Annotated in this window: 22 protein-coding genes; 8 read left to right on the top strand and 14 right to left on the bottom strand. The window is 57.6% G+C overall.

The genetic code is table 11. The annotated features are described in order from the left end of the window. Positions 1-11: 11 nt before the first annotated feature. The 5 genes from CLU93_RS15450 to mpl form a co-directional block, all read right to left on the bottom strand. Positions 12-869, bottom strand: a complete 858-nt coding sequence (locus CLU93_RS15450; RefSeq protein WP_099762161.1) for an energy transducer TonB family protein — start codon at positions 867-869, stop codon at positions 12-14. A 137-nt stretch (positions 870-1,006) separates the two neighbouring features. Continuing rightward, positions 1,007-3,076 carry a ribonuclease catalytic domain-containing protein gene (locus tag CLU93_RS15445; RefSeq protein ID WP_099762160.1) on the bottom strand — a complete coding sequence of 690 codons (2,070 nt, stop codon included), beginning with the start codon at positions 3,074-3,076 and terminating at the stop codon, positions 1,007-1,009. A 2-nt stretch (positions 3,077-3,078) separates the two neighbouring features. Next, positions 3,079-3,693: a chorismate--pyruvate lyase family protein gene (locus tag CLU93_RS15440; protein ID WP_099762159.1), complete on the bottom strand. Its 615-nt coding sequence runs from the start codon at positions 3,691-3,693 to the stop codon at positions 3,079-3,081. Continuing rightward, the gene (locus CLU93_RS15435; protein ID WP_099762158.1) at positions 3,690-4,274 is read right to left on the bottom strand and encodes a YqiA/YcfP family alpha/beta fold hydrolase; all 585 of its coding nucleotides are present in this window, start codon (positions 4,272-4,274) and stop codon (positions 3,690-3,692) included. Before CLU93_RS15435 ends, CLU93_RS15440 begins: the two co-directional genes overlap by 4 nt. Then, positions 4,271-5,647 (bottom strand): UDP-N-acetylmuramate:L-alanyl-gamma-D-glutamyl-meso-diaminopimelate ligase, encoded by a 1,377-nt coding sequence (gene mpl, locus CLU93_RS15430; protein WP_099762157.1) that lies wholly within the window; start codon positions 5,645-5,647, stop codon positions 4,271-4,273. Before mpl ends, CLU93_RS15435 begins: the two co-directional genes overlap by 4 nt. Before the next feature lie 115 nt (positions 5,648-5,762). Between mpl and CLU93_RS15425 the strand changes: the two genes are divergently transcribed. The 8 genes from CLU93_RS15425 (at position 5,763) to CLU93_RS15390 (ending at position 12,684) form a co-directional block, all read left to right on the top strand. Then, complete coding sequence (locus CLU93_RS15425; RefSeq protein ID WP_099762156.1) at positions 5,763-6,401, top strand: hypothetical protein; 639 nt, start codon at positions 5,763-5,765, stop codon at positions 6,399-6,401. Positions 6,402-6,420: 19 nt separating this feature from the next. Further along, entirely contained in the window at positions 6,421-6,975 is a 555-nt protein-coding gene (locus tag CLU93_RS15420) for a TlpA family protein disulfide reductase (protein WP_099762155.1), read from the top strand. 82 nt (positions 6,976-7,057) lie between these two features. Next, the gene (gene aroQ, locus CLU93_RS15415) at positions 7,058-7,495 is read left to right on the top strand and encodes a type II 3-dehydroquinate dehydratase (protein ID WP_071075522.1); all 438 of its coding nucleotides are present in this window, start codon (positions 7,058-7,060) and stop codon (positions 7,493-7,495) included. Positions 7,496-7,585: 90 nt separating this feature from the next. Then, positions 7,586-8,044, top strand: a complete 459-nt coding sequence (accB, locus tag CLU93_RS15410) for an acetyl-CoA carboxylase biotin carboxyl carrier protein (RefSeq protein WP_099762154.1) — start codon at positions 7,586-7,588, stop codon at positions 8,042-8,044. 101 nt (positions 8,045-8,145) lie between these two features. Continuing rightward, on the top strand, positions 8,146-9,561 hold the full coding sequence (gene accC, locus CLU93_RS15405) for an acetyl-CoA carboxylase biotin carboxylase subunit (RefSeq protein ID WP_096237830.1): 1,416 nt from the start codon (positions 8,146-8,148) through the stop codon (positions 9,559-9,561). Beyond that, positions 9,558-10,502, top strand: coding sequence for a 50S ribosomal protein L11 methyltransferase (prmA, locus tag CLU93_RS15400; RefSeq protein WP_099762153.1), 945 nt, complete (start codon positions 9,558-9,560; stop codon positions 10,500-10,502). The genes accC and prmA overlap by 4 nt, the downstream gene beginning before the upstream one ends. A gap of 8 nt (positions 10,503-10,510) precedes the next feature. After that, on the top strand, positions 10,511-11,734 hold the full coding sequence (locus CLU93_RS15395; RefSeq protein ID WP_099762152.1) for a DUF3426 domain-containing protein: 1,224 nt from the start codon (positions 10,511-10,513) through the stop codon (positions 11,732-11,734). A gap of 11 nt (positions 11,735-11,745) precedes the next feature. Beyond that, a complete protein-coding gene (locus CLU93_RS15390; RefSeq protein WP_099762151.1) occupies positions 11,746-12,684 on the top strand; it encodes a carbohydrate kinase family protein in 939 nt (312 codons plus the stop codon). A 117-nt stretch (positions 12,685-12,801) separates the two neighbouring features. On the opposite strand, the gene CLU93_RS15385 is transcribed toward CLU93_RS15390, so the two are convergent. The 9 genes from CLU93_RS15385 to CLU93_RS15345 all read right to left on the bottom strand — a co-directional run bounded on the left by CLU93_RS15385 (position 12,802) and on the right by CLU93_RS15345 (position 25,486). Next, on the bottom strand, positions 12,802-13,335 hold the full coding sequence (locus tag CLU93_RS15385; protein ID WP_257224979.1) for a YggT family protein: 534 nt from the start codon (positions 13,333-13,335) through the stop codon (positions 12,802-12,804). Positions 13,336-13,418: 83 nt separating this feature from the next. After that, complete coding sequence (locus CLU93_RS15380) at positions 13,419-14,636, bottom strand: transcriptional regulator (RefSeq protein ID WP_099762149.1); 1,218 nt, start codon at positions 14,634-14,636, stop codon at positions 13,419-13,421. A gap of 739 nt (positions 14,637-15,375) precedes the next feature. Beyond that, the gene (locus CLU93_RS15375; RefSeq protein WP_257225132.1) at positions 15,376-16,200 is read right to left on the bottom strand and encodes a ribonucleotide-diphosphate reductase subunit beta; all 825 of its coding nucleotides are present in this window, start codon (positions 16,198-16,200) and stop codon (positions 15,376-15,378) included. 160 nt (positions 16,201-16,360) lie between these two features. After that, positions 16,361-18,085, bottom strand: coding sequence for an AAA family ATPase (locus tag CLU93_RS15370; RefSeq protein WP_099762148.1), 1,725 nt, complete (start codon positions 18,083-18,085; stop codon positions 16,361-16,363). 39 nt (positions 18,086-18,124) lie between these two features. Beyond that, positions 18,125-19,006: a DNA adenine methylase gene (locus CLU93_RS15365; protein ID WP_143451751.1), complete on the bottom strand. Its 882-nt coding sequence runs from the start codon at positions 19,004-19,006 to the stop codon at positions 18,125-18,127. Positions 19,007-19,212: 206 nt separating this feature from the next. Further along, entirely contained in the window at positions 19,213-20,364 is a 1,152-nt protein-coding gene (locus CLU93_RS15360) for a ribonucleotide-diphosphate reductase subunit beta (RefSeq protein WP_099762146.1), read from the bottom strand. Positions 20,365-20,482: 118 nt separating this feature from the next. Then, positions 20,483-23,437 carry a ribonucleoside-diphosphate reductase subunit alpha gene (locus tag CLU93_RS15355; RefSeq protein ID WP_099762145.1) on the bottom strand — a complete coding sequence of 985 codons (2,955 nt, stop codon included), beginning with the start codon at positions 23,435-23,437 and terminating at the stop codon, positions 20,483-20,485. Between the two features lie 382 nt (positions 23,438-23,819). Then, entirely contained in the window at positions 23,820-24,431 is a 612-nt protein-coding gene (ampD, locus tag CLU93_RS15350) for a 1,6-anhydro-N-acetylmuramyl-L-alanine amidase AmpD (protein WP_099762144.1), read from the bottom strand. Next, the gene (locus CLU93_RS15345; RefSeq protein WP_099762143.1) at positions 24,431-25,486 is read right to left on the bottom strand and encodes a sigma 54-interacting transcriptional regulator; all 1,056 of its coding nucleotides are present in this window, start codon (positions 25,484-25,486) and stop codon (positions 24,431-24,433) included. Before CLU93_RS15345 ends, ampD begins: the two co-directional genes overlap by 1 nt. Between the last annotated feature and the right edge of the window lie 42 nt (positions 25,487-25,528).

The following is a 25,528-nucleotide window of genomic DNA, read 5'->3' as shown; positions in this document are numbered from 1 at the left end:
TGCTTGCTTGTTCAATTGCTGCCGCCAGTCAGGTTAGCTTCCATTTTTTCTTCGCGCGTAAATTTGAAGCGGGTGATCACCACCCACAGGTCGTCCTTGTCACTCGACAACATATTCGGTGGAAAACGGCCGAACGGCGCCGCACGGCGCACGATGGCCAGGGCCGCCGCATCGAGCACGGGGTTGCCCGAGCTTTTCTCCACGCGGGCGCCGCCCTCCTTCTGGTAAATCGTGCCGTCCTGGAAGATGGGGATGTAGACGACCAGTTCGCCATATATCTTGCGGCCATTCTTTTGCGGGAAATTCAGGGTGCCGATTTCCTCGATGCGCTTTTGCAGGGTCTTGTAATACATGGCATAGCCGACCTCCTGCGTGCTGGGCGTAATAAACGTCTTGCGCGGACGTTTATTCTGGTCTTCCACGGTCTGGCTGATCTCGGCCGCCATGCGCGCGATGGCCTTGCTGCTTTCCATCAAGTCCGAACCGGAGGCCAAAGGATTGGGCTTGTCCTGTTCCGTGACGGGCGCGGCGCTGTAGGGCGTCGGCCTGGCCGCCTGCGTCAGCAATTCCTGCTGTTTTTGTTCCAGTTCGGCAATGCGCCGGGCGCTGGCCTTGACGCTGTCGCCCTCTTCCACCTTGCGCATGTCGGGCAAGGGCGACTTGGCGCGGCCCTTGTCGGCCTGGCCACCGCCATCGAGGTTGGCTTGCGCCAGGGCATCGGCCTTCAGCGGTTTGTTCGCATGCTTGGCGTTGACCAGGATCACTTCCAGACCGGGATCGGTGGCGACGGCGCGCTGCGGCGCCGGGGCGACAAAATGCATCGCCAGCAAGGCGCCGTGCGCCAGCAGCGATACCGCCACGGCTATCATCAGGAAACGATACTCTCGGAAAGACTTCACGCGCAACCCAGTTCCTTACAACACACGATACAAGATGGCTGAATTCTACGTCAAAGGGCGATGCCGGCAACAGTTTTCAGCACCGCCCTGGTGGTCTGCCTGGGACCTTACTTGACCTCGGGTTCGCTGACCACGTCTTCGCTGGCCAGTTCCGCCACTTCCGCATCGGCATCGCTGACCTGGTTGGCCGCTTCCGGCGCTGCTTCCTGCGCGTCTTCGTCGCCCGCGTCTTCTTCATAGTCGAGCTCGGCATCGGCCGCCGCATCGGGCACGGCGGCGATTTCCAGCAGGCGCGCCTCAATGCTCAGGTCGACTTCATCCCAGCGCAAGAGATCCAGCTTGACCTGCGCACCGCGCGCCACCGATGGCATGCCCGGCAGCTTGATGACCAGCGGAATGTCGACCAGGCGCAAAATCTCGTCTTTCAAGACGACGGCATCGACCTGGCGCGCGTTTTCCTGGTGCAGCCAGCGCAAGCACCAGTAGCGTTCCATGTTCGACTGGAAATCGCCATACGCGGCATACGCGGCGTCGAACGCCGAAACGATGGCGAACAAATTCGCATCGCGGGGCTTGAACGGGGCCACCAAGGGGGCCGTCACGCCATGCTCGGCGCAGGCGATGATTTGCCACTGGTTCACCAGATCCGTATAGCGGCGCAAAGGCGAGGTGCTCCACGCATATTGATCCACGCCCAGGCCCTGGTGCGGCGCCGCATGGGTCACCATGCGCACCTGCATCTTTGCCGCCCAGCTATTGCCGCTGCCGCCGCCCTGGCTGCGGTAAATGCCCGGCACGCCATGGTCGTGCAGCATCTTGCCCCAGGTACTGTTGGCAAAGATCATCAGTTCAGCGACGATCTTGTCGAGCGGCGCGCCACGCTTGCGGCGCGCCACGGTGACGATATCGTTTTCCACATAAAAGTTGAAATCGACGCGGTTATTCTGTTCCGGCTTCAGGCCGAACGCTTCGCGCTTCTTCATGCGGCCCTGCTCCAGCTGCTGCGCCCATTGCCACAGCACGGCAAAATCGGCCTTGTGCGGATACTCACCTTCCCCACTGGCCAGGGTTTCCTCGTTGACCAGATCGTCCAACTGGTTATGCCGCAAATTGCTGGCAATCGGCACCAGCTCGGCGCGCGTCTGCGTGCTGACCACGGCCCAGTCGGCTTTCGGGTCCAGCGTGGCGTACAGCGACAGGGCCGGGCACGTCGTGCCTTCCGCCAGGGTAAACGCGTTGACGATTTCGTCCGGCAGCATGGTGATCTTGTCACCCGGCATGTAGACGGTCGACATGCGCTGGCGCGCCATCTTGTCGATCACGTCTTCCGGGCGGATGCCCAGGCCCGGCGCGGCGATGTGTATACCCACTTTCACGGTGCCATCGGGCAGCGGCTGCACCGAGAAGGCATCGTCGATCTCGGTGGTGGTCACGTCGTCGATCGAGAAGGCGGCCACCTCGGCCAGCGGCAGCTTGGCCGTCACGGCGGGAACGGGCACGCTCGGGAAGCCGGCGCCTTTCGGGAAATTTTCAAACAGGAATTTCGACAGGTGCAAGTCTTTCGGCGAAGCAATACCGCCGACGGCCAGCATCAGGCGCGGCGGCGTCGTATGCAATTGCGTGCACGCCGCTTCGAGCGCCTTGTATTCGATGGTGTTCTTGTCCGGCTTGAACAGCAGTTGCAGCACCATGGGCTGCATCGAGGCAGGCAAGCGGTTCTGTTTCAGCTCTTCCACATAGCCTGCCTGCACCAGCGCCTGCTGCTTTTTCTTTTCGATGCCGGCCAGAGCCGCCTTCAGCGATGCTTCCGGCGCCGCCTTGTAGCGGCCACGGCCCTTCTTGTAGAAATACACGGGCGCCGAATGCAGGGCCAGGATCAGGCCGGCCGCTTCTGGCGGCAACGGGGCGTGGCCGAAATACTCGGCGCCCAGCTCGGCAAAGCCGAACTCGTCTTCGCCCGCCACTTCCCACAGGAAATCGAGGTCGATCTCGGCGGCAATGCTCTTGGCCTGTTCCAGCAGCTCGGCCGGGGCCGGCTTTTCATACTGCAGCAGCACATCCTTGACCTTGACCTTGGTGCGCTTGCCGCTGGCCATTTCCACTTGATACGCTTCACCCGCTTGCGACAGGACCGTGCCGACCTTGAAATCGCCGGATTCTTCAAAAAATAGATTCATTGTTATGCTTTGTTTATTAATGTGTCGGTTGTAACGGTGCGAGTGAGGGACGTCAACTCCAGCACCGCCGGCAAAAATACTTCGGTTACCAGCAGCAAGCCCTGGTGACGCTGATACAGGCAGCGGCGGGCAAAAAACAGCGCCGTATCGTCGACGCGCTGCCCTTCCCGTGCCAGCGCCGCCTGCACCCGCTGCACCAGCGGGTGGCCGGCGCGCAAACGGGCAAATTCCAGTGCACCGCGCCGTACCATGCGGTCGCCAAACAGGGTCGTGCCCAGCGAACGCTCGCCCAGCGCGGAAAACAAGGGCCAGTCCGTGGCCGTCGCCTGCATGGGCACGACGGTATGGCCAAACACGGCCGGTTTGTCATCACAGCGCAACAGCACTTCGCGTTCCCATACCCGGCCCGCGCGGTGCAAACCAATGATGGCCGCCTCGTCGCTCAAACAGCGCGCCGTTTCCTGATGCAAACATTGCACGCGAAATGCCTGGCTATGCGCTTTCAGCTTGGCCGTCAGCGAGCCGCCGCCCGTGAGCCAGTGGCGCAGGGTGGGTGGCGCATTGACGGCATTCACGTGCGCATGCCATTGCGCCTGGCGCAGCGAACCCGGCCTCACCGGGCGGCGTCCGCATCGATGCCGCAAAAGGCCAGCACGGGCGCCAGGTAATCGGCAAATTCGCTGATGCCATGGTCGCTGCCGTCGATGACGCACTGTTGCGCCCCCTGATAATGCGCCAGCATGTCACGGTAGTCGAGCACTTCATCGCCGGTGGCGGCAATCAGGAAGTAACGTTGCGGCTCAGTAATTTTCTCTACGGCAAACGCGCGCAGTTCATCGATGTATTCGCGCTTGAACTCGAATGGCTGGTCCGAATGGAACTCGGTCGTCACGCCCACATGCTGTTCCAGGTCGATCAGGGGAACAATCGCGGGGTTCAACAACACGGCGCGGCAACCGAGCTGCTCGGCCAGCCAGGTGGCGTAATAGCCGCCCAAGGACGAGCCGATGATGGTCAGTTCGGCGGGCGCCACGTCCTTGAGCAGCGACAGGGCCAATGCGATGGCCAGCTTGGGCGAAGCCGGCAATTGCGGACACAGCCACTCTGCCTCGCGGCCCAGCGCCTGCATCTGCGCGGCCAGCAGGCGCGACTTCATCGACAGGGGCGACGAGCGAAATCCATGCAGGTACAGAATCATCGGCCTAGCGCCTCCAGCAACTTCTGGTGCACGCCGCCAAAGCCGCCATTGCTCATGACCACGATCTGGTCGCCGGGACGGGCGGCCGCGGCCACGGCGGCCACCAGGGTATCGATGTCTTCATACGCGCTGGCAATCTTGCCCAGCGGCGCCAGCGCGTCGCCCAGGCTCCAGCCCAGTGCGGCATGGCTGCCGTAACCGAAGACCAGGTCGGCATCCTTCAGGCTGCCCGGCAGCGCATCTTTCATGGCGCCCAGCTTCATGGTGTTCGAACGCGGCTCCAGCACGGCCAGGATGCGGGCACTGCTGCCTATCTTCTGGCGCAGGCCGCCCACGGTGGTGGCAATGGCCGTCGGGTGATGCGCGAAATCGTCGTACACGGTGATGGCGTTGACCACGCCACGCACTTCCATGCGGCGCTTGACGCTCTCGAACGTGGCCAGCGACGCGCATGCCTGGGCAATGGGCACGCCCACATGGCGCGCGGCGGCGATGGCCGCCAGCGCATTGCTGCGGTTGTGCTTGCCCGTCAGCGCCCACGCCACATGGCCTTCCTGCTGGCCATTGAAATACACGTCGAAGCTGCCATCGGCCTGCTCTTGCAGTTGCCAGTTGGCATCTTGGCCAAAACTTTCCTTTTCACTCCAGCAACCACGCGCCAGCACGCGCTGCAGCGACGCTTCGTCGCCGTTGAACACCAGGCGGCCGATGCCGGGCACCGTGCGCACCAGGTGGTGGAATTGCGTCTCGATCGCGTGCAGATCGGGGAAGATGTCGGCGTGATCATATTCCAGGTTATTCATGATGGCCGTCTTCGCGTGGTAATGCACGAACTTGCTGCGCTTGTCGAAGAAGGCCGTGTCGTATTCATCGGCTTCGATGACGAAGAAGTCCGAATCGGCGCTCTTGCCGTCGATCTTGCCGCTGAGACGGGCAGAAATGCCAAAGTTCATCGGCACGCCACCGATCAGGAAGCCCGGCGCATAGCCCGCGTCTTCGAGTATCCAGGCCAGCATGGCCGAGGTGGTCGTCTTGCCATGCGTGCCGGCCACGGCCAGTACCCACTTGTTGTGCAAGATATGTTCGCCGATCCACTGCGGGCCGGACACATACGGCAGGCTGCGGTTGAGGATTTCTTCCACCAGCGGGTTGCCGCGCGAGACGACATTGCCAATCACATACAAATCCGGGTTCAGCTTGGTTTGTTCGGGATCAAAGCCCTGGATCAGTTCGATTCCCTGCGATTCCAGCTGGGTGCTCATCGGCGGATACACGTTGGCATCGCAACCGGTGACTTTATGGCCGGCTTCCTTGGCCAGCACGGCCAGGCCGCCCATGAAGGTACCGCAAATGCCGAGAATATGAATATGCATGTGATCAGTGCGAAAGGTGCACGCTTAAGTAAGTAAGACGGTGAGATAAAAAAGAGCAAGTGTGGGATTTTACCTGACGCCATGACTTTTTCCGCTTCGGAGTATCATCTCGCTCATGACGAACGATGCATTTGACGATAGCGCGCAGTTGCGCCAGGAAATCGCCGCCGCTGCCGCGCGCCTCGTGGCGCAGGATGGCGCCGACTATGGCAGCGCCAAGCGCAAGGCGGCGCGGCAGGTCCTGGGCGACGCGCCCAGCCCGCCCAACGTACTGCCCGATAACGACATGATCGAGGAACAGGTGCGGCAATACAATGCCCTGTTCCTGGCCGACAGCCAGCCGGCGCGCCTGTTCCAGCTGCGCACGATCACGCTGCAGGTCATGGAAGCGTTGCAACAGTTTCATCCCCTGCTCAGCGGCCCCGTGCTCAATGGCACGGCCGGCCCCCACGACGAGATCTATTTGCAGCTGTTTGCCGAGAGCGCCAAGGATATCCACATCTTTCTGCTGAATAAAAATGTCGTGCTCGACATGTCGGAAAGCCCGCATTTCAAGGGGGCGCGTTATGATGCGGTCGAGACAGCCAGTTTCTTGTGGAAAAACGAAGGCGTGCACGCAGCCATGTATGAGCTCGACGATATGCGCGGCGCACTGAAAGCCAAGGCGGACGGCAAAGTGCTGCGCACCGACATCGCCGGGCTGCGCAGCCTGCTGGCAACCAGCCTCGCCGATGGCGTGCCGGCTGCCGACTAACATTGATATAGATAAAGTTATGACAAAAAAGAATTGGATCGGCTGCGCCATCGTGGCGCTGATGTTCGGCGCCATGGGCGCCTACGTGGGCTTGAGCAAGGAAAAAGCGAAAGCAGCGGGACCGCTGACGACCACCATCGCGCCCGGCGCGACCGGTCCCGTCAACGAACTGTATGCGCTGTCCCTGCCGGACGCGGCGGGCGCCACGCAAGCCTTGTCGCAATGGAAAGGAAAAAACCTGCTGGTGAATTTCTGGGCGCCGTGGTGTCCTCCTTGCGTGGAAGAAATGCCGGAGTTATCCGAAGTACAAGGCCACTATTCGGCGAAAAACCTGCAAGTGATCGGTATCGGTATCGATTCGGCCAGCAATATTGCCACTTTTGCCAGCAAGGTCAAGATCGCCTATCCTGTGTATGTGTCCGGTTTGAGCGGCACCGACCTGTCGCGTCATTTTGGCAATGCCACCGGCGGTTTGCCCTTTACGGTGCTGATCGGCGCCGATGGCGAAGTCAAAAAGACCTATCTGGGCCGCTTGAAATTTGATCAGTTGCGCGCCGATCTGGATAAATTGTAAATTCGGAGCGTGCTTTTTTCTCTTGCCAATGCGTATCTTTGGCGGCAAAATGCGGAACTTTCGCTAAAACGGTCTTCCATACATGGCAAAAAACCTCCTTCTGCTCAACGGTCCCAACCTGAATTTGCTGGGAACGCGCGAGCCAGAGGTCTACGGCGCCAGCACCTTGGCCGATATCGAGCAGGCAGCAATGGCGCAAGCCATGGCGGCCGGTGCCGACCTGATCTGCTTTCAAAGCAACCATGAAGGCGCACTGATCGACCGTATCCATGCCGCGCGAGCGGAAGGGATCGATGCCATCGTCATCAATCCGGGCGGCCTGACCCATACCAGCGTTGCCTTGCGCGATGCGCTGGCCGGGGTCGCCATCCCGTTCGTGGAAGTCCATATCTCGAATATTTATCAACGCGAAACGTTTCGACATCACTCATTTCTCAGCGCGATCGCGCAGGGGACGATCTGCGGGCTAGGTATCGATGGATATCGGCTTGCCATCGACTTTGCGCTTAAAAAACGTTAATCTACGCGATCTGCACGTATTTAGCGCGGCGATAGGTTCTGGACATCACCGCATCACTCATAAAACAAACTACATTCCTAGGGGTTTTACATGGATCTACGAAAACTCAAGACCTTGATCGACCTGGTCGCCGAATCGGACATCGCAGAGCTGGAAGTGACCGAAGGCGAAAGCAAGGTTCGCATCGTCAAATCGTCGGCCATGCCGCAAAACCAGATGGTCATGATGCAGCCGCAAGGCATGCAAGCCCACTACCAGCCAGGCGCGCCAGCCGCGCCTGCGCCAGCGGCCGCAGTCGTCGCCGCCGAGCCTACGGGCTATGTGGTCAAGTCGCCGATGGTTGGCACCTTCTACCGCTCCTCCGCTCCTGGCAGCGCCGCCTATGTTGAGGTGGGCTCGACCGTCAAGGAAGGTGATACCCTGTGCATCATCGAAGCGATGAAGCTGCTCAATGAAATCGACTCCGATAAAGCCGGTGTCGTGACCCAGATCCTGGTCGAAAACGGCCAGCCGGTCGAATTCGGTCAACCCTTGTTTGTGATCGGCTAAAACCCAGTCCACACGGCCGGCAACGGCCGTTTGCAGTTTTAGCCCCTCACACTTGTTGTTTCGCCGGCTCGCCGGCTCTCACAGACATACGCGAACCTACCATGTTTGAAAAAATCCTGATTGCCAACCGTGGTGAAATTGCCCTCCGTATTCAGCGCGCCTGCCGCGAAATGGGCATCAAAACGGTTGTAGTCCACTCCGAAGCCGACAAGGACGCAAAATACGTCAAGCTGGCCGACGAATCCGTTTGTATCGGCCCGGCACAGTCGGCCCTGAGCTACCTGAACATGCCCGCCATTATCAGCGCCGCTGAAGTGACGGATGCACAAGCGATTCACCCAGGCTATGGCTTCCTGTCGGAAAACGCCGACTTTGCCGAACGCGTCGAGAAATCGGGCTTCGTCTTCATCGGCCCGCGCTCCGAATCGATCCGTTTGATGGGCGACAAAGTGTCGGCCAAGCAAACCATGATCAAGGCCGGCGTGCCTTGCGTGCCCGGCTCGGAAGGTGCATTGCCGGACGATCCGAAAGCGATCGTGCAAATTGCCCGCAAGGTCGGCTATCCGGTCATCATCAAGGCCGCTGGCGGCGGTGGCGGACGCGGCATGCGCGTGGTGCACACGGAAGCTGCCCTGATCAACGCCGTGTCGATGACCAAGACGGAAGCCGGCACGGCGTTCGGCAACCCTGAAGTGTATATGGAGAAGTACCTGGAAAATCCGCGCCACGTGGAAATCCAGATCCTCGCCGACGAACACAAGAACGCCGTCTGGCTGGGCGAGCGCGACTGCTCCATGCAGCGCCGCCACCAGAAAGTCATCGAAGAAGCACCAGCGCCGGGCATCCCGCGCAAACTCATCGAGAAAATCGGCGACCGTTGCGCCGAAGCCTGCCGCAAGATCGGCTACCGCGGCGCCGGCACGTTTGAATTCCTGTACGAAAACGGCGAGTTCTATTTCATTGAAATGAATACCCGCGTGCAAGTGGAACATCCCGTCACCGAGATGATCACCGGCATCGACATCGTGCAAGAGCAGATCCGCATCGCCGCCGGCGAAAAACTGCGTTTCCGCCAGCGCGACGTCTTGCTGTCGGGCCACGCCATCGAGTGCCGCATCAATGCCGAAGATCCGTTCAAGTTCACGCCATCGCCAGGCAAGATCGTGTCGTGGCATGCGCCGGGTGGCCCGGGCATCCGCGTCGACTCGCACGCCTACGCCGGTTACTACGTGCCGCCGCACTACGACTCGATGATCGGCAAAGTGATCGCTTACGGCGCCACGCGCGAGCAAGCGATCCGCCGCATGCAGATCGCGCTGTCCGAAATGGTGGTCGAAGGCATCAACACGAATATCGCCCTGCACCGCGAACTGATGATCGACGCGCGCTTCATCGAAGGCGGCACCAACATTCACTATCTGGAACAGAAACTGGCCGACATGCCGGACCTGGGCAAGAACCTGAATGGCGGCAGCCCCAGCATCGCCAAGAAATCCGAAATCAAGGCGGACGCATGAGCTGGACAGAAATCGTCATCGAAATCGCCCGCGACAACGCCGAGGCCATGTCCGACGCGTTGATGGAAGCGGGTGCCCTGTCGGTCTCGGTGGAAGACGCCGATGAAGGCACGGATGCCGAGCAGCCCCTGTTTGGCGAGCCCGGCATGGAACCGAAGGAAGCGGCGTGGGAACGCAGCCGCGTGGTGGCGCTGACCGACGTCGACGCCGACCAGGCCGCCATCGTGGCGACCGCCGCCGCCGCTGTCAGCATGGCAACGGTACCGGCGTTTACCATGCGCCCCGTGGAAGAGCAGGACTGGGTGCGCCTGACCCAGTCGCAATTCGCCCCGATTCACATCGGCAAGAATATCTGGGTCGTGCCCAGCTGGCACGAGGCACCGGATCCTGACGGCCTGATCCTGGAACTGGACCCGGGCCTGGCCTTCGGCACGGGCAGCCATCCGACCACGCGTTTGTGCATGGAGTGGCTGGAAGCCAATCCCGCCCCTGGCAAGAGCGTGCTCGACTACGGTTGCGGTTCCGGCATCCTGGCCATGGTGGCCAAGAAACTCGGTGCGCAAACCGTGGTCGGCGTCGATATCGACCCGCAAGCGATCGAATCGGCTGGCTTGAATGCCGAACGCAACCAGTGCGAGATCGAATATTTCTTGCCAGACACGTTTGCCACGTCGGCACACGCCACGGCCAAGTTTGACATCGTCGTCGCCAACATCCTGTCGAGCCCATTGAAACTGATGGCGCCGATGCTGTCGGGCAGAGTCGCCGACGGCGGCGCGCTGATCCTGTCCGGCGTGCTGGCACACCAGGCCGAAGAAGTGGCTGCCGCCTACGCACCGTTCATCGAACTGGGTGTCTGGGCCGAGCAAGACGGCTGGGTGGCCCTGCATGGCCGCCTGGGCAGCACGCAAGCGCCTGCGCCCCGCGCGGAAGGTGCATAAGCACAGCAATGGCCCTCGCCACCAAATGCCCCCATTGCAACACGATATTTCGGGTCGCTGCTGACCAGTTGAAGTTACGTGGGGGCATCGTACGCTGTGGCACGTGCAGGGAAGTGTTTGACGGCAATGCCGCGCTGGTCGATCCAGCCGCGGCATCGCCGTTTTTAACATCCGGCCCCGGCGCTGCCGTCCCGCTGTCGACCACCGATCCTGCGAACCACAGCCTGCCGTCCGCCACGGACGACGAACCCATCTATTCTCTCGACTTCGACACCTCGTTCGACCCGTTCGGCATCTTGCCGCCAACGGCGCAGCTCAAGGACGATGAAGACGATGGCGAGCACATCGAGCTGGACCTCGACGTCAGCCTGCCCGACGAGGCGCTGGATGACGCGCCGCTCGAACTACCAGTAGAAACACCGGCAGAGCTGCCTGAACCACCGCTACCCCGCCCAATGGCGCCCTTCAAGCGCCGCCAGGTCGATGACGCGCCCGCCTTCGCCACGTATTTGCGCGACAGCCGCCGCGAACCGAGCCTGGAAACGGTGGCAGCCCCAGTAGTCCCAGCCGAAAAAGTCAGCCTGGACAAGCCCACCCCCGCGCGCCGGGAACCGACGCTGGCCGACCACTCTTTCGAAGCGCTGCCTGCCGCCACCGTTGCGCCGGAGCCAGCCGAAGAGCAGGACGAACCCGTCCTGCCGCCAGCCGACGACGAGCCGGCCTTTGTGATCCAGGGCCGGCGCCGCGAACAGAGCGGCAAGGCCTTGCGCGCGGCCATGGCCATCGGCTCGGTAGTGCTGTTGCTTTTGTTATTGCTGCAAGTAATGACCACCTTCCGCAATCCGCTGGCGGCGCAGTTTCCGCAGTGGAAGCCGACCCTGGTCGCGCTGTGCAAGCTCAGTGGCTGCCAGGTCGACTTGCCGGCGCAGATCGAGGCGCTGTCGATCGAACAGGGTGAATTGCAAACCATCAAGGAACAAACCTTTTCCTACGTCTCGCTGCTGCGCAACCAGAGCCGCAGCGTGCAAGCCTGGCCCAGCATCGAACTGATACTCAACGATGCCAACGACAAGCCGCTCTTGCGCCGTGTCATCGCGCCGCGCGACTACCTGCCGGCCACGATCGATGTGAGCCAGGGCTTTGCGCCGCGCTCGGAACAAACCATCAAACTGTACTTTGCATTAGACCAGCTCACGGCGTCTGGTTACCATATCGCCATCTTTTACCCTTAACCGACACTATCATGACCAAAACATCGCTGATCTGCGGCTCGCTCGCCACCGACACCATCATGCAATTCCCCGGCCGCTTCGGCGAATCGCTGCTGGCCGACCAGTTGCACAAGGTGAACGTGTCCTTCCTCGTGCCCACCATGCGCACGGAGTTCGGCGGTTGCTCGGGCAACATCGCCTACAGCCTGAAGATGCTGGGCGGCGACCCGCGCATCGTCGGCGTCATGGGCCAGGACAGCGCCGCCTACCTGGAACGCCTGCAAAAGCTGGACATTTCCACCGCCAACATCCTGATCAAGGCCGACAGCTACAACGCGCAGTGCTTCGTCACGGCCGATGCGGACAATAACCAGATCAATGCCTTCCACCCGGGTGCCATGTCGTTTGCACATGAAAACCCGATCGCCAATGCGGGCCCGGCCAAGGTTGCCATCATTTCGCCCGACGGCGACCAGGGCATGCTCAAGCACGCCGCCGACCTGGCCGAGCTGGGCATCCCCTTCATGTTCGATCCGGGCCAACAGTTGCCACGCTTCAATGGCGAACAATTGATCGACTTCATCAACAAAGCCACGTATGTGTCGGCCAACGACTATGAAATGGAAATGTTGATGGAACGTACGGGCTTGACCCTGCCGGACATCGCCAGCCGCCTGGACGCGCTGATCGTCACGCGTGGCGAAAAAGGGTCGGAGATCTATACGGACGGCAAGCGCATCGACATTCCTGTCGTGGCCGCCAAGGAAGTGCTGGACCCGACCGGTTGCGGCGACGCCTACCGTGCTGGCTTGCTGTTCGGCATCACCAACGACCTGGGCTGGGAAACCAGCGGCCGCCTGGCCAGCCTGCTGGGTGCGATTAAAATCGCCACGCAGGGCGCGCAAAACCATGTGTTTACGCCAGAAAGCATCGCCGAGCAGTTCGAAGCGGCATTTGGTTACCGCTATTAATATGTAGGTCGTAGGTCGGATTAGCGGGGCGCAGCCACGCGTAATCCGACAACATCATTGGCATCGCGGGTGATGTCGGGTTACGCCAGGCTAACCCGACCTACACCACCATCACCGTCATCGCAGCACAATAATCATCCCCACCAGCACTTGCGCGATCTGCAACAGGATCAGCGCCACCAGCAGCGACAGGTCCAGGCTGCCGACCAGCGGCACGACCTTGCGGAGCGGACGCAGCAGCGGCTCGTTCAGGGCCCGTATAAACGGCGCCAGCGGCGCATGCGGGTTGACCCAGCTGAAGATGGCTTCGATGATCAGCAAGGCCATGAAACCGTAGAGTATCCATTGCAGGAAGCGTTGCAGCGACTTGAGCAGCACCACCTCGACGGGAGCGCGGTCAATAAACAGCACCGAGCTGGCCAGCAGCACGATCAGGAAGGCGCCGATCAGGCTGGCCCAGTCATACCCGCCCACGCCCGGCACCACGCGGCGCAGGGGGCGCACCAGCCAGTCGGACAATTGAAACGTGAATTGCGCCACCGATGAAGGGGGCCGCACGCGTACCGCCTGCATCCAGAAGCGCAGCAGCAATACGCCGCCCAGCAAGGTGGCAATGGTATCAACGATCAATGTAAGGATAACGATCAGCACGACTAATTCTCCAAAAAAAAACCGCTGTGTGATTGAGTCACACAGCGGCGTGTTGCCTCATCCAGGCACCCGTATCGCAAGAATTACGATGGGCGGGTGCTGGTTGGGAATGGCCAGGCTGCAGCCGGTGCCAACACGGTTTTTGCTACAGGTGCGATAGGCGCCGATGGCTTGGCGACAGGCGCTGCCTTCTTCGGTGCGGCCTTTTTAGGCGCGGCCTTCTTGGCGGCTGGCTTGGCGACCACGGCGGCTGGTGCCGCTGGAGCTGCTGCTGCCACGACTGGCGCTGCGGCTGGCTTGGCGGCAGGTTTCGCTGCGGCTTTCGCTGCTGGCTTCGCTGCTACCTTGGCCGCTGGCTTGGCTGCAGGTTTCGCTGCGACCTTGGCGGCAGGTTTCGCTGCTGCTTTGGCGACCGGTTTGGCGGCTACTTTGGCGGCTACTTTAGCTGCTGGCTTGGCGGCAACTTTCGCTACCGGCTTGGCTGCTACCTTGGCCGCTGGCTTGGCGGCCGCTTTGGCTGCCGGCTTCGCTGCTGCTTTGGCGGCTGGCTTGGCTGCCGCCTTGGCGACGACTTTTTTCGCTGCAGGCTTGGCTGCTGCTTTGGCGGCAGGTTTCGCTGCGGCTTTCGCTGCTGGCTTAGCTGCTGGCTTAGCTGCTGCTTTGGCTACCGGCTTGGCAACGGCTTTTTTCGCTGCTGCCTTGGCAGCTGGCTTGGCTGCCGCTTTTGCTGCGGGCTTGGCTGCTACCTTGGCCGCTGGCTTGGCTGCCGCTTTTGCTGCTGGCTTCGCTGCTGCTTTGGCGGCCGGCTTGGCTGCTGCCTTGGCGACGACTTTTTTCGCTGCAGGCTTGGCTGCTGCCTTGGCGACCGGTTTGGCGGCAGGTTTCGCTGCGGCTTTTTTCACTGCTGGCTTGGCTGCTGGTTTTGCTGCAGCTTTTGCTGCTGGCTTGGCAACGGCTTTTTTCGCCACTGGCTTGGCTGCTGCCTTGGCGGCAGGTTTCGCTGCCACTTTCGCGGCTGGCTTGGCTGCCGGCTTGGTTGCCGGCTTTGCTGCTGCCTTGGCCGCTGGTTTCGCTGCGGCTTTTGCTACTGGCTTGGCTGCCACTTTTGCTACCGGCTTGGCAGCCACTTTTGCTGCAGGCTTGGCTGCGGCTTTGGCGACTGGTTTGGCGGCTGGTTTCGCTGCGGCTTTGGCAGCTGGTTTAGCGGCAACCGTCTTGGCTGCGGCTGCCGGCTTCTTCGCGGCAGGAGCAGCCTTGACGGCTGGTTTCTTTACTTCTGATTTCTTAGCGGCTGTTGCCATTTGTCTCTCCTTCATCTGAGATGAGAAATTTAAGCTACAAGATTTAAACCCGTCCGACCCACCACAGGGATAGGCCAGGCGAATTATTCATCGGCACAAACGGTCGTTTGCGCTAATGAATTCGGCACCAGCTGAACTGCTGCAACTCCTCACGTTTGCAGCACTTCAGCCATCGTCGGTGCCACCCTGCTTTATCTCGCAGCTGGTGGCAAAGTCTGAATTCGGTCATTCGTTTTCGATGCCGTGCGTTTTTTCGCTCCTCGCATCGCGCTCGCCACAACACCCATGCGTCAAATAAAAAACCGCCATGCCTGAAAAAATTCGGGCACGGCGGCAGACGAAAACGGTGTGGTTTTGTGCATATCCGTGTAAATCTGTATCCCTGTTTTGCGAGCTTTTTTTGCTACCGCGCTGGTTAAAAAACCCCGCATTCTAACGCTCGCATTTGCAATCTCATAAAGTACACGAAAACCTTGTCAATGCGCAACCGGCACGACACGTTTTCACCCGCTTTTTTGCACGTTACGCGTGCTATCGCACAATCGCGCGGCAAATGCCGCCGCCAGCGTCTCCTGAAATGATTTTTGGGACCCGCCATGCGCCCCTTCGCGGCAGGCGAAATTCCTCGCGCAAGCCTCGTCGCAGCGCTGAATAAAGCATGCATTTTTCCACCGCCATGCACGCGAAAAAAAAAGCGCCGTCACGAGGACGGCGCTTCTTGGTGTAGCCTGAAAAAGGACTATTCCCAGTTCAGCGCACCACCCGTTTGGTACTCGGTCACGCGCGTCTCGAAGAAGTTGCGTTCCTTCTTCATGTCGATCATTTCGCTCATCCACGGGAATGGATTTTCTTCCTGGGCGAACAGCGGCTCGAGGCCGATCTGCTGCGCGCGGCGGTTGGCGATGAAGCGCAGATAGCCCTTGAACATCGGTGCGTTCAGACCCAGCACGCCGCGTGGCATGGTGTCTTCCGCGTACGCGTATTCCAGCTCCACGGCTTGCATGAACAGCACTTTGATCTCTTCGCGGAATTCGGCCGTCCACAGCAGCGGATTTTCCATCTTGATCGTGTTGATCAAGTCGATGCCGAAGTTGCAGTGCATCGATTCATCGCGCAGGATGTACTGGTACTGCTCGGCAGCGCCCATCATCTTGTTCTGGCGGCCCAGCGCCAGGATCTGCGTGAAGCCGACGTAGAAGAACAGGCCTTCCATCAGGCAGGCAAACACGATCAGCGATTTCAGCAGCTTCTGGTCGTTTTCCACTGTGCCGGTGGTAAATGCCGGGTCGGTCAGGGTGTTGATGAACGGGATCAGGAATTCATCCTTGTCGCGGATCGACTTGACTTCGTTGTAGGCGTTGAAGATCTCGCCTTCATCCAGGCCCAGGGATTCCACGATGTACTGGTAGGCGTGCGTGTGGATCGCTTCCTCGAACGCCTGGCGCAGCAGGTACTGGCGGCATTCCGGCGCCGTGATGTGGCGTCGTAAAGGGAGACTGCCCAGCGCGATGTTGTTGAAGGCCAGCAATTTTCCAGTTATAGAAAATGGAAAGTGCACAAAGATACGCCGCGACTATGACGGCGCATAACAACTAAATTTTCCAAATACAAAAAATAAACAGCAGAATAGGAAAAATTTCTCAAGAAATTCTCAAGCTCTCTTTGAATCAATAAATTCTACCCGGCCATGCATTTCAAAAAACATATTAGATTCCGAATATTTTTCATGATTCAATATACGAATGTATTAATGCAGATTCAATCCCATGCCCAAATATTGCAACATTTTTTATCGCTGATATATATAGCGTTTGGAACTCATTCGCAATTTCCTCATTCATCGCAATCCATAATCGAAAAGGATTATTTTTTACACTACCTTTTATCATTGCTTGAATTTCTTTAGTTTTATAAAAATCTTTAAACTTAGTACGGATTGCACCATCTTCATTCGGCGTCTTTCGAAGCTCAATAATAATTGGCAAAAGATCTAAACTTTCACCATCCGCCAACTCTATCTCAAGGCGATTAGTTAAATCCGCAGATATTCTAGAAAACACTGGCTTAGTGAATTTTTTATCGTTCTTCCAAAATGAATGATTAGCAGGCAAATTAAAAAGAAATTCATACAACAATTGATCAGGAGGAAGCACGCCAGGCAACAATACAATATTACTATAATTCTCGACACCCTCCACATCAGCGTCCAAAATTATTAAACTCTTTTTTGAAAATTCAGGTATTTTCTTCTGAACTAATTGAACGTAATTCTTACAACCCAAAGTCACATCCCGCAAGCAATTTACTATTTTCTTTAATTTTCTATTAGTTATTAAAGCGTCATAAAAATCAACACCTTCACGATCTTCAAAATATACATTTATTTTTGGAAATGATACTTCGTCATCTATTGCAATAGTTTGAACATGCAAATCAGCAAAAATATCAGGCCAAGAATAATTTTCACATAGAGTAATTTCACCATATGTATCAGTCAAATATAAAGTTTTATATAACGATGGATCTTTTTCACTTAAAGAATATATTTTTTCTATCATAGTCGGAGAATGTGACGTCATGATAACCTGCAAATTTAAATTCTTACATTCCCTTGCCAACATTTCAATAAATGCAGTTTGTGCAGCTGGGAAGAGACCAGCATCCGCTTCATCAATGAGAAGAATTCCTCCACGATATTGAGAATATTCAGACTTTAATTTCCTGAAGGAAAATATAGCTTGCAAAATCTGCCCTACATTATCCTCTCCGGCAGAAACAGAGTCTTGATCATATGTTGATCCGTGAACCACGACAGAATTTATTGTTCCTCTTGTAGCTGTTACTTCACCTCTGTTTGCGCGATTCAAAAGTTGATTACTCATCCCTTTAAATTCGGTTAAATTTTTCGTCAAAAAATCAATATCGTGCTGTTTATATTCAAGACGATCTGCAATCGGCATTAGTCTTTTTAAACTAAGATAAATGACTGGATGCGTGACATTACGGCTAGAACTCGCACCGTTTGTTTCAGTATTACCACGGACAATAGGTCTAGGATTAACGCGATCCTTGGATTTATAAAGCGCCAACTTTAGGGACAAATCTTTATTTTCAGCAGCATCAAATATTTTTATATCTACGTCCATTGATCCAGAATGATCATGAGCCGGGGAAAAGCGAAAGTGATCTGAAAAAACAGATTCGAAATTATCACCTGATAGGGTTCTATATTTTGAATGAAGATCAACATTTGGAATTTTAGTATAATCTTTACGGAAACTAAACATTTGTGCAACCACACCAAGTATAGTAGATTTAGATGTTCCGTTTTTCCCACAAATTACAGAAATTCTTTTCCCAAATTCAATATTTATATTTTTCAAACCACGAAAACTATTAATTTTTATTATCTTAAGTTCAGTATTTGCAACCTCTGCCTTGCGTGCCATATAGTCTCCAGATATTTATAAAATAATTCCGCAATATTATTAATTTCCATCCCACGGTTGCTGATATCTTCTGTTCTTCTGCATCATTTCGGGAGATTTTAAGTTTTTCGAAAAATATACCAACTCATTTCCACGACGAGCATTTCCATAAGCACTATATGGAAAATTCATTTCCACCTCAGCACTCTCCCCATAACATTCTCGCACTAGTGGGTGATCATCATAAGATACCATCCAAGAGAAATTTAACTTATTTTTAACTAAATTTGCCAAATCTCGATGATCGTTCTCACTGTAATGATTTAAATATAAACCTGGCCCTTTTTCAACATATGGCGGGTCCAAATAAATAAGAGAATTATTTGGCAATAGCGGCTTCATATACAATAGAAAATCTTTTGCATCCAAATTATATATCTTTATTTTTTCACGGTTCATACCCAATAATTCGATACGCTTGATGAGATCCTCTCGATTATACCTAGCATCAATCTTCCATTTTCCGTCTTGTTCTTTCCCGCCAATAACTCCAGCAGCAAGAATACCAGATCGATTAGTACGGTTCAGAAAAAAAGTTGCAAAACCAAGATTTAGAATATCTTCATTATTTTTATTACGCCATATTTCTCTCATAGCATACCAAGTTTTCATACTGCACTCAGTATCCCTGATCAATCGACATAAATTCTCTGTATCATATACAGCCGTTTTCCAAAATGCATAAATGGCACGATCGAAATCATTTAAATGAATTGTATTCACAATGGATCTGAACAATAACTCCAAAGCAAGTCCCGCACCTCCGCAAAAAGGTTCGACATAGTGAGCGTCAGCAATATCATTACTTAATAGCAACTGCTCTACATAAGGTCTTAGCCTTGCTTTTCCACCAGGGTACCGTAATGGGGTCGAATTCGCCATTTTAAATATAAAATCCAATATAAATAACCATTTAACTTACTCTCTGTGCAATCTAATATAAATACATTAAAAAGCTTAAATTTTATTGAAATAAAATTAATTATGATTAATTTTGCATTTTTATTTTATCAGATAAATTTAAATTTTCATCTAACCAACAAAAAAACCCCGCTAATTGCGGGGTTAATATATATTTAAATTATGGCTTATTCCCAGTTCAGCGCGCCGCCGGTCTGGTATTCCGTCACGCGCGTCTCGAAGAAGTTGCGTTCCTTCTTCATGTCGATCATTTCGCTCATCCACGGGAATGGATTTTCCTCTTGCGCGAACAGCGGCTCGAGGCCGATCTGCTGCGCGCGGCGGTTGGCGATGAAGCGCAGATAGCCCTTGAACATCGGTGCGTTCAGACCCAGCACGCCGCGTGGCATGGTGTCTTCCGCGTACGCGTATTCCAGCTCCACGGCTTGCATGAACAGCACTTTGATCTCTTCGCGGAATTCGGCCGTCCACAGCTGCGGGTTTTCCATCTTGATCGTGTTGATCAAGTCGATGCCGAAGTTGCAGTGCATCGATTCATCGCGCAGGATGTACTGGTACTGCTCGGCAGCGCCCATCATCTTGTTCTGGCGGCCCAGCGCCAGGATCTGCGTGAAGCCGACGTAGAAGAACAGGCCTTCCATCAGGCAGGCAAACACGATCAGGGATTTCAGCAGCTTCTGGTCGTTTTCCACTGTGCCGGTGGTAAATGCCGGGTCGGTCAGGGTGTTGATGAACGGGATCAGGAATTCATCCTTGTCGCGGATCGACTTGACTTCGTTGTAGGCGTTGAAGATCTCGCCTTCGTCCAGGCCCAGGGATTCCACGATGTACTGGTAGGCGTGCGTGTGGATCGCTTCCTCGAACGCCTGACGCAGCAGGTACTGGCGGCATTCCGGCGCCGTGATGTGGCGGTAGGTGCCCAGCACGATGTTGTTGGCGGCCAGCGAGTCGGCCGTCACGAAGAAGCCCAGGTTGCGCTTGACCAGGCGGCGCTCGTCGTCCGTCAGGCCGTTCGGGTTTTTCCACAGCTCGATATCACGCTGCATGTTCACTTCCTGCGGCATCCAGTGGTTGGCGCAGCCGGCCAGGTATTTGTCCCACGCCCACTTGTACTTGAACGGCACCAGCTGGTTGACGTCCGTCTTGCCGTTGATGATGCGCTTGTCGTCGGCATTCACGCGGCGCGCCACTTGCTCGGCGTTCGCTTCGGACGGTTCGGCACCGGCCGGCAGGTTCAATTCGGTATTTCCCAATGGCGCTTGCTGCGCCGGACGCGGCACAGCTGCCGACGTGGTTTCATCATCCCAGGACAACGACATAATCTTCTTCCTTTCCATGCCGGCGAGCCGGCGATCCGCAACAGGCCCGTTGAATCGGACAATGCGGACATTAACAACATTGAATCAGCCCAGCAGCGCTGGGCTGACAACTAAAATTTTACTGGCAGGCTTCGCATTCTTCAAAGCCGTCATCCCCCGGACGCAGGTAGCAGGCTTCGCCATCGGCGTCGTCCGCTGCAGCTGCCACCACGGGTACCACCACGGCGGCAGCGGCTGCCGCCACGATCGCTGCCTGTGCGCTCTGGGCGCTGGCCGACATGCCGCCATCGACTGCCACGGCGTTCAGGGCACCCGTCTTGGAGGTCGATTTCTCCATGTGGGTAGCGGCGATGGTACGCAGGTAGTAGGTGGTTTTCAGGCCACGCAGCCATGCCAGCTTGTAGGTCTCGTCGAGCTTCTTGCCCGATGCGCCAGCCATATAGATGTTCAGCGACTGGGCCTGGTCGATCCACTTCTGGCGACGCGAAGCCGCTTCCACCAGCCAGCTTGGCGACACTTCAAAGGCGGTGGCGTAGATGTCGCGCAAGTCTTGCGGGATGCGGTCGATCTTCACCAGCGAGCCGTCGAAATACTTCAGGTCGGAGATCATGACTTCATCCCACAGGTCGCGCGCCTTCAGGTCGCGTACCAGGTAGCCGTTGATCTCGGTGAATTCACCCGACAGGTTCGATTTCACATACAGGTTCTGGAACGTCGGCTCGATACAGGCCGATACGCCGATGATGTTCGAAATCGTCGCCGTCGGGGCGATCGCCACGCAGTTCGAGTTGCGCATGCCGAACTTGGCGATGCGTTCGCGCACCGGGGTCCAGTCCATGGCCGACGAGGAGTCGACTTCCAGGTAGCCGCCGCGCTCTTCGGCCAACAGTTTGACCGAGTCCTGCGGCAAGATGCCACGATCCCACAGCGAACCGGCATACGATTCATAGCGGCCGCGTTCTTCGGCCAGTTCCGTCGACGCCAGGTAGGCGTAGTAGCACACCGCTTCCATCGAGGTGTCGGCGAAGCTGACGGCGGCGTCCGAAGCGAACGGGATGCGCATCATGTGCAGGCAGTCCTGGAAGCCCATCACGCCCATGCCGACCGGACGGTGGCGCATGTTCGAATTGCGCGCCTTCTCGACCGCGTAGTAATTGATGTCGATGACGTTGTCGAGCATGCGCATGGCGGTGCGCACGGTCTTGGCCAGCTTGACGTGATCGAGCTTGCCTTCCTTCATGTGCGCCGGCATGTTCACGGAACCGAGGTTGCAGACGGCGATTTCGTCAGGGCCCGTATTCAGCGTGATTTCCGTGCACAGGTTCGAGCTGTGGACGACGCCGACGTGCGACTGCGGGCTGCGGATGTTGCAAGGATCCTTGAACGTGATCCATGGGTGGCCCGTTTCAAACAGCATCGACAGCATCTTGCGCCACAGGTCCAGCGCGGCGATCTTCTTGAACGAGCGGATTTCGCCGGCGGCTGCCTTGGCTTCGTAGCCCAGGTAAGCCTTTTCAAAGGCCTTGCCGACCAGGTCGTGCAAATCTGGCGTTTCGGATGGCGAGAACAGGGTCCACTCGCCTTTTTCCATGACGCGCTTCATGAACATGTCGGGAATCCAGTTCGCCGTGTTCATGTCGTGCGTGCGGCGGCGGTCGTCGCCCGTGTTCTTGCGCAGGTCGAGGAATTCCTCGATGTCCATGTGCCAGGTTTCCAGGTAGGCGCAGACGGCGCCCTTGCGCTTGCCGCCCTGGTTGACTGCCACGGCCGTGTCGTTGACCACTTTCAGGAACGGCACCACGCCTTGCGACTTGCCGTTGGTGCCCTTGATGTGGGCGCCCAGGGCGCGCACTGGCGTCCAGTCGTTACCCAGGCCGCCGGCGTACTTGGCCAGCAGCGCGTTGTCCTTGATGGCGTCGTAGATGCCTTCCAGGTCGTCCGAGACGGTGCTCAGGTAGCACGACGACAGCTGCGAGCGCAGGGTGCCCGAGTTGAACAGGGTCGGCGTCGAGCTCATGAAGTCGAACGAGGACAGCAGATTGTAGAACTCGATGGTGCGCGCTTCGCGGTCCGCTTCGTTCAGCGACAGGCCCATGGCCACGCGCATGTAGAACGCCTGCGGCATTTCGATGCGCACGTCATGGATGTGCAGGAAGTAGCGGTCATACAGCGTTTGCAGGCCGATGTAGCCGAATTGCAAGTCGCGGTCGGCAACGATGGCCTTGGCCAGGCGTTCCAGGTCGAAACTGGCAAGTACCGGGTTCAGCAGGTCATTGGCGATGCCCTTGGCGATATATTGCGGGAAATACGTCAGGTACTCGGCGGCAGCGGCCGCTTGCGGCACTTCCTTGCCGAACACTTCCTTGCGCACCGTGTGCAGCAGGATGCGGGCCGTGACCTGGCTGTATGCCGGATCTTTTTCCATCAGCGCGCGCGCCGCCAGGATGGCCGACTTGTGCAGCTCTTCGACGGGCACGCCGTCGTACAGGTTCTTCACCGTTTCCGCCAGGATGGCGTCGGCATCGACGTGCTTTTCCAGGCCGGCGCAGGCGGCGTTGATCAGGTCGCGCACTTCCTGCATGTTCAGCAGGCGGCGCACGCCGTTGTCAGTGACGTTCAGCTGGGGTGCGGTCACTTGCGCGGAAGCGCCCAGCGCCTCCTTCTGCAAGCGGCGCTCTTCCATGTGCTTGGCGCGGTACAGCACGTAGGCACGCGCCACATCGTGCTCGCCCGAACGCATCAGCGACAGTTCCACCTGGTCTTGCACGTCTTCGATATGGAAGGTGCCGCCACCCGGATGGCGGCGCACCAGCGCGGCGACGACGCCGTCGGTCAGTTGCTCCACCAGTTCGCGGACGCGTGCCGAAGCGGCGCCCTGGCCGCCGTTAACGGCCAAAAACGCCTTGGTCATGGCGATGGCGATCTTCGAAGGCTCAAATGCCACCACCGCGCCGTTGCGGCGGATGATGCGATAGTCGCCCAATGCCGCGCCGGTGCTCGCCACACTATTGGCCGCGCCTGGCGCTGGCGATACTGGCGTTGGATGGATGGAAATATCTTGTGGTGATTGCATTGAAGCTCCCGTTGTCAGCTAAAGTCAGCCTGCAGTTTTGCTGCCGCGTGTGTTGTTGAATAGAACGCCCGATGGTCAGGGTTTCTTCAGGTATTTGTTGCTAGATAATAAATAATATACAGCCGAAAATCAGACGGCCAACCTGTACAGCCCGGCTGGCGCGAAACACGATCAAGGGTGATGAAACGCCAGTTCCCGTTGCCATATCAACAAACAGGGTAGCTTTGGTAATAATTCTGAAAATGTCTGTGATGGCACTACATATAGTCTTTAAATCCAAGTTATGCACTAATTGTAGTGCCCATCGAAAGGCGATGCAATAGTTTTCCGGCATCCGCCAGCGTAATTTTTTGTATTTTCATATACGATTTCGGTTGACTTTTCAGGGCACGGATGGAAAGCCCAATCCCCGCGTAGTAAGCGCTAACGCAGGCTGCCCGCGCATAGTTTCCAGCCAGCATACTTGATAAAAATGCCAGTCAAAAAACGGCCCCGGATCCGTCTTCCGCCCCGGCGCAATATGCGCGTGGCCGCGCACCTGGGACAAGTCATAGCGCGCCACCAGCGCCGCCGTCAGCGCCGCCAGCACGCGGTATTGCTGCGGCTGGAAGGGGACAAAGTCCGTGCCCTCCATTTCGACACCGATGGAATAGCCATTGCACTGCGGGCGCCCTTCGAACGTGGACGCACCGGCATGCCAGGCACGTTGATCAGTAGAAACATATTGCAACAGAGCACCATCGCGCCGCACAAAAAAGTGCGCCGACACCTGCAAGCCACGCAGGTCGGCGAAAGAAGGATCGGCATTATAGTCTACCCGGCCGGTAAACAAGTCCGACACATGCGGTCCGCCAAAGTGGCCGCCCGGCAAGCTGATGTTATGGATCACCAGCAAATCGACTTGCGCACCGTCCGGGCGCGCATCGTGGTATTGGGAGTCATAGCGCAGCGCGCCGTCGCACCAGCCGTCTTCATCTATCGTCCATGCTGTCATCAAGATAACGCTTCCTGTATCGTCAATTTCTGCATGCGGTACCGCAACTGGCGCACGCTCAGGCCCAGCTGGCGCGCCGCCCGTGCGCGGTGATAGCGCGCCTGCACCAGCGCCTGCATGATCATGTCGCGCTCGGCCTGGCGTAAATACATGTCCAGCGGCAAGGCGGGCGGCACGCCATATGCCGCCATGCCGGGCAGGCACAGTTGCCGCTCCGGCAAGTCCGGCAATGCCGCCGGCGCCTGCAGCGGCATGCTGCCCGCCACTGACGGCAAGGCCAGCGCGTCGAGCGCGATCACGCCGCCGTCGGCAAAGGCCAGCGCCCGCTCCAGTATATTTTCCAGTTCGCGCACATTGCCGGGAAACGCATACGCGGCCAAAGCCGCCAGCACCGGCGGCGCCAGGCTCACGGCCTGGCGTGGTGCCAGACGCGCCAGGATCACCTCACATAATACCTGCAGATCGCCGCGCCGCTCGCGCAATGGCGGCAGCGCCAGCTCGATCACATGGAGGCGGTAAAACAGATCCTGGCGAAACGTGCCGGCGGCCACACCGCGCGCCAGGCCATGCTGACTGGCGCACAGGATGCGCACGTCGACGGCCTCGTCAGTACTACCGCCCAGCTTGCGCACGCGCCGCTCCTGCAGCACGCGCAACAGCTTGACCTGCATGGCCAGCGGCAGATCGTCGACTTCATCGAGCAGCAAACTGCCGCCATGGGCCGCCTGGAACAATCCCTGGCGCTCATGCGCCCCCGTATAGGCGCCCTGGCGGCAGCCGAAGAATTCGGCCTCCATCAACGCTTCGGGAATCGCGCCGCAGTTGACGGCAATAAAAGGGAAGCTGGCGCGCGCACCCTGCGCATGGATGGCGCGCGCCGCCAATTCCTTGCCTGTGCCCGATTCGCCGCGGATGGCCACCGGCGCGCCACAGCGGGCGATGCGGCCGATCTGCGCGCGCAGCGCCTGCATGGGCAGCGAATTGCCGCTCAGTTGCGGCGCCGGTGGCATGCCGGCGGCGGTCACGCTATGCGGGCTGGGGCGGGGAATGGACATGGGACGCGCCTTTCTGCAATGGCGGCAACGAAGCGCCTGCTG

It is taken from the genome of Janthinobacterium sp. 35, from assembly GCF_002754575.1.
Classification (GTDB): Bacteria; Pseudomonadota; Gammaproteobacteria; order Burkholderiales; family Burkholderiaceae_D; genus Janthinobacterium; species Janthinobacterium tructae.
The sequence above is the reverse complement of the archived record's forward strand: the minus strand, read 5'-3'. Positions and strand labels throughout refer to the sequence as shown.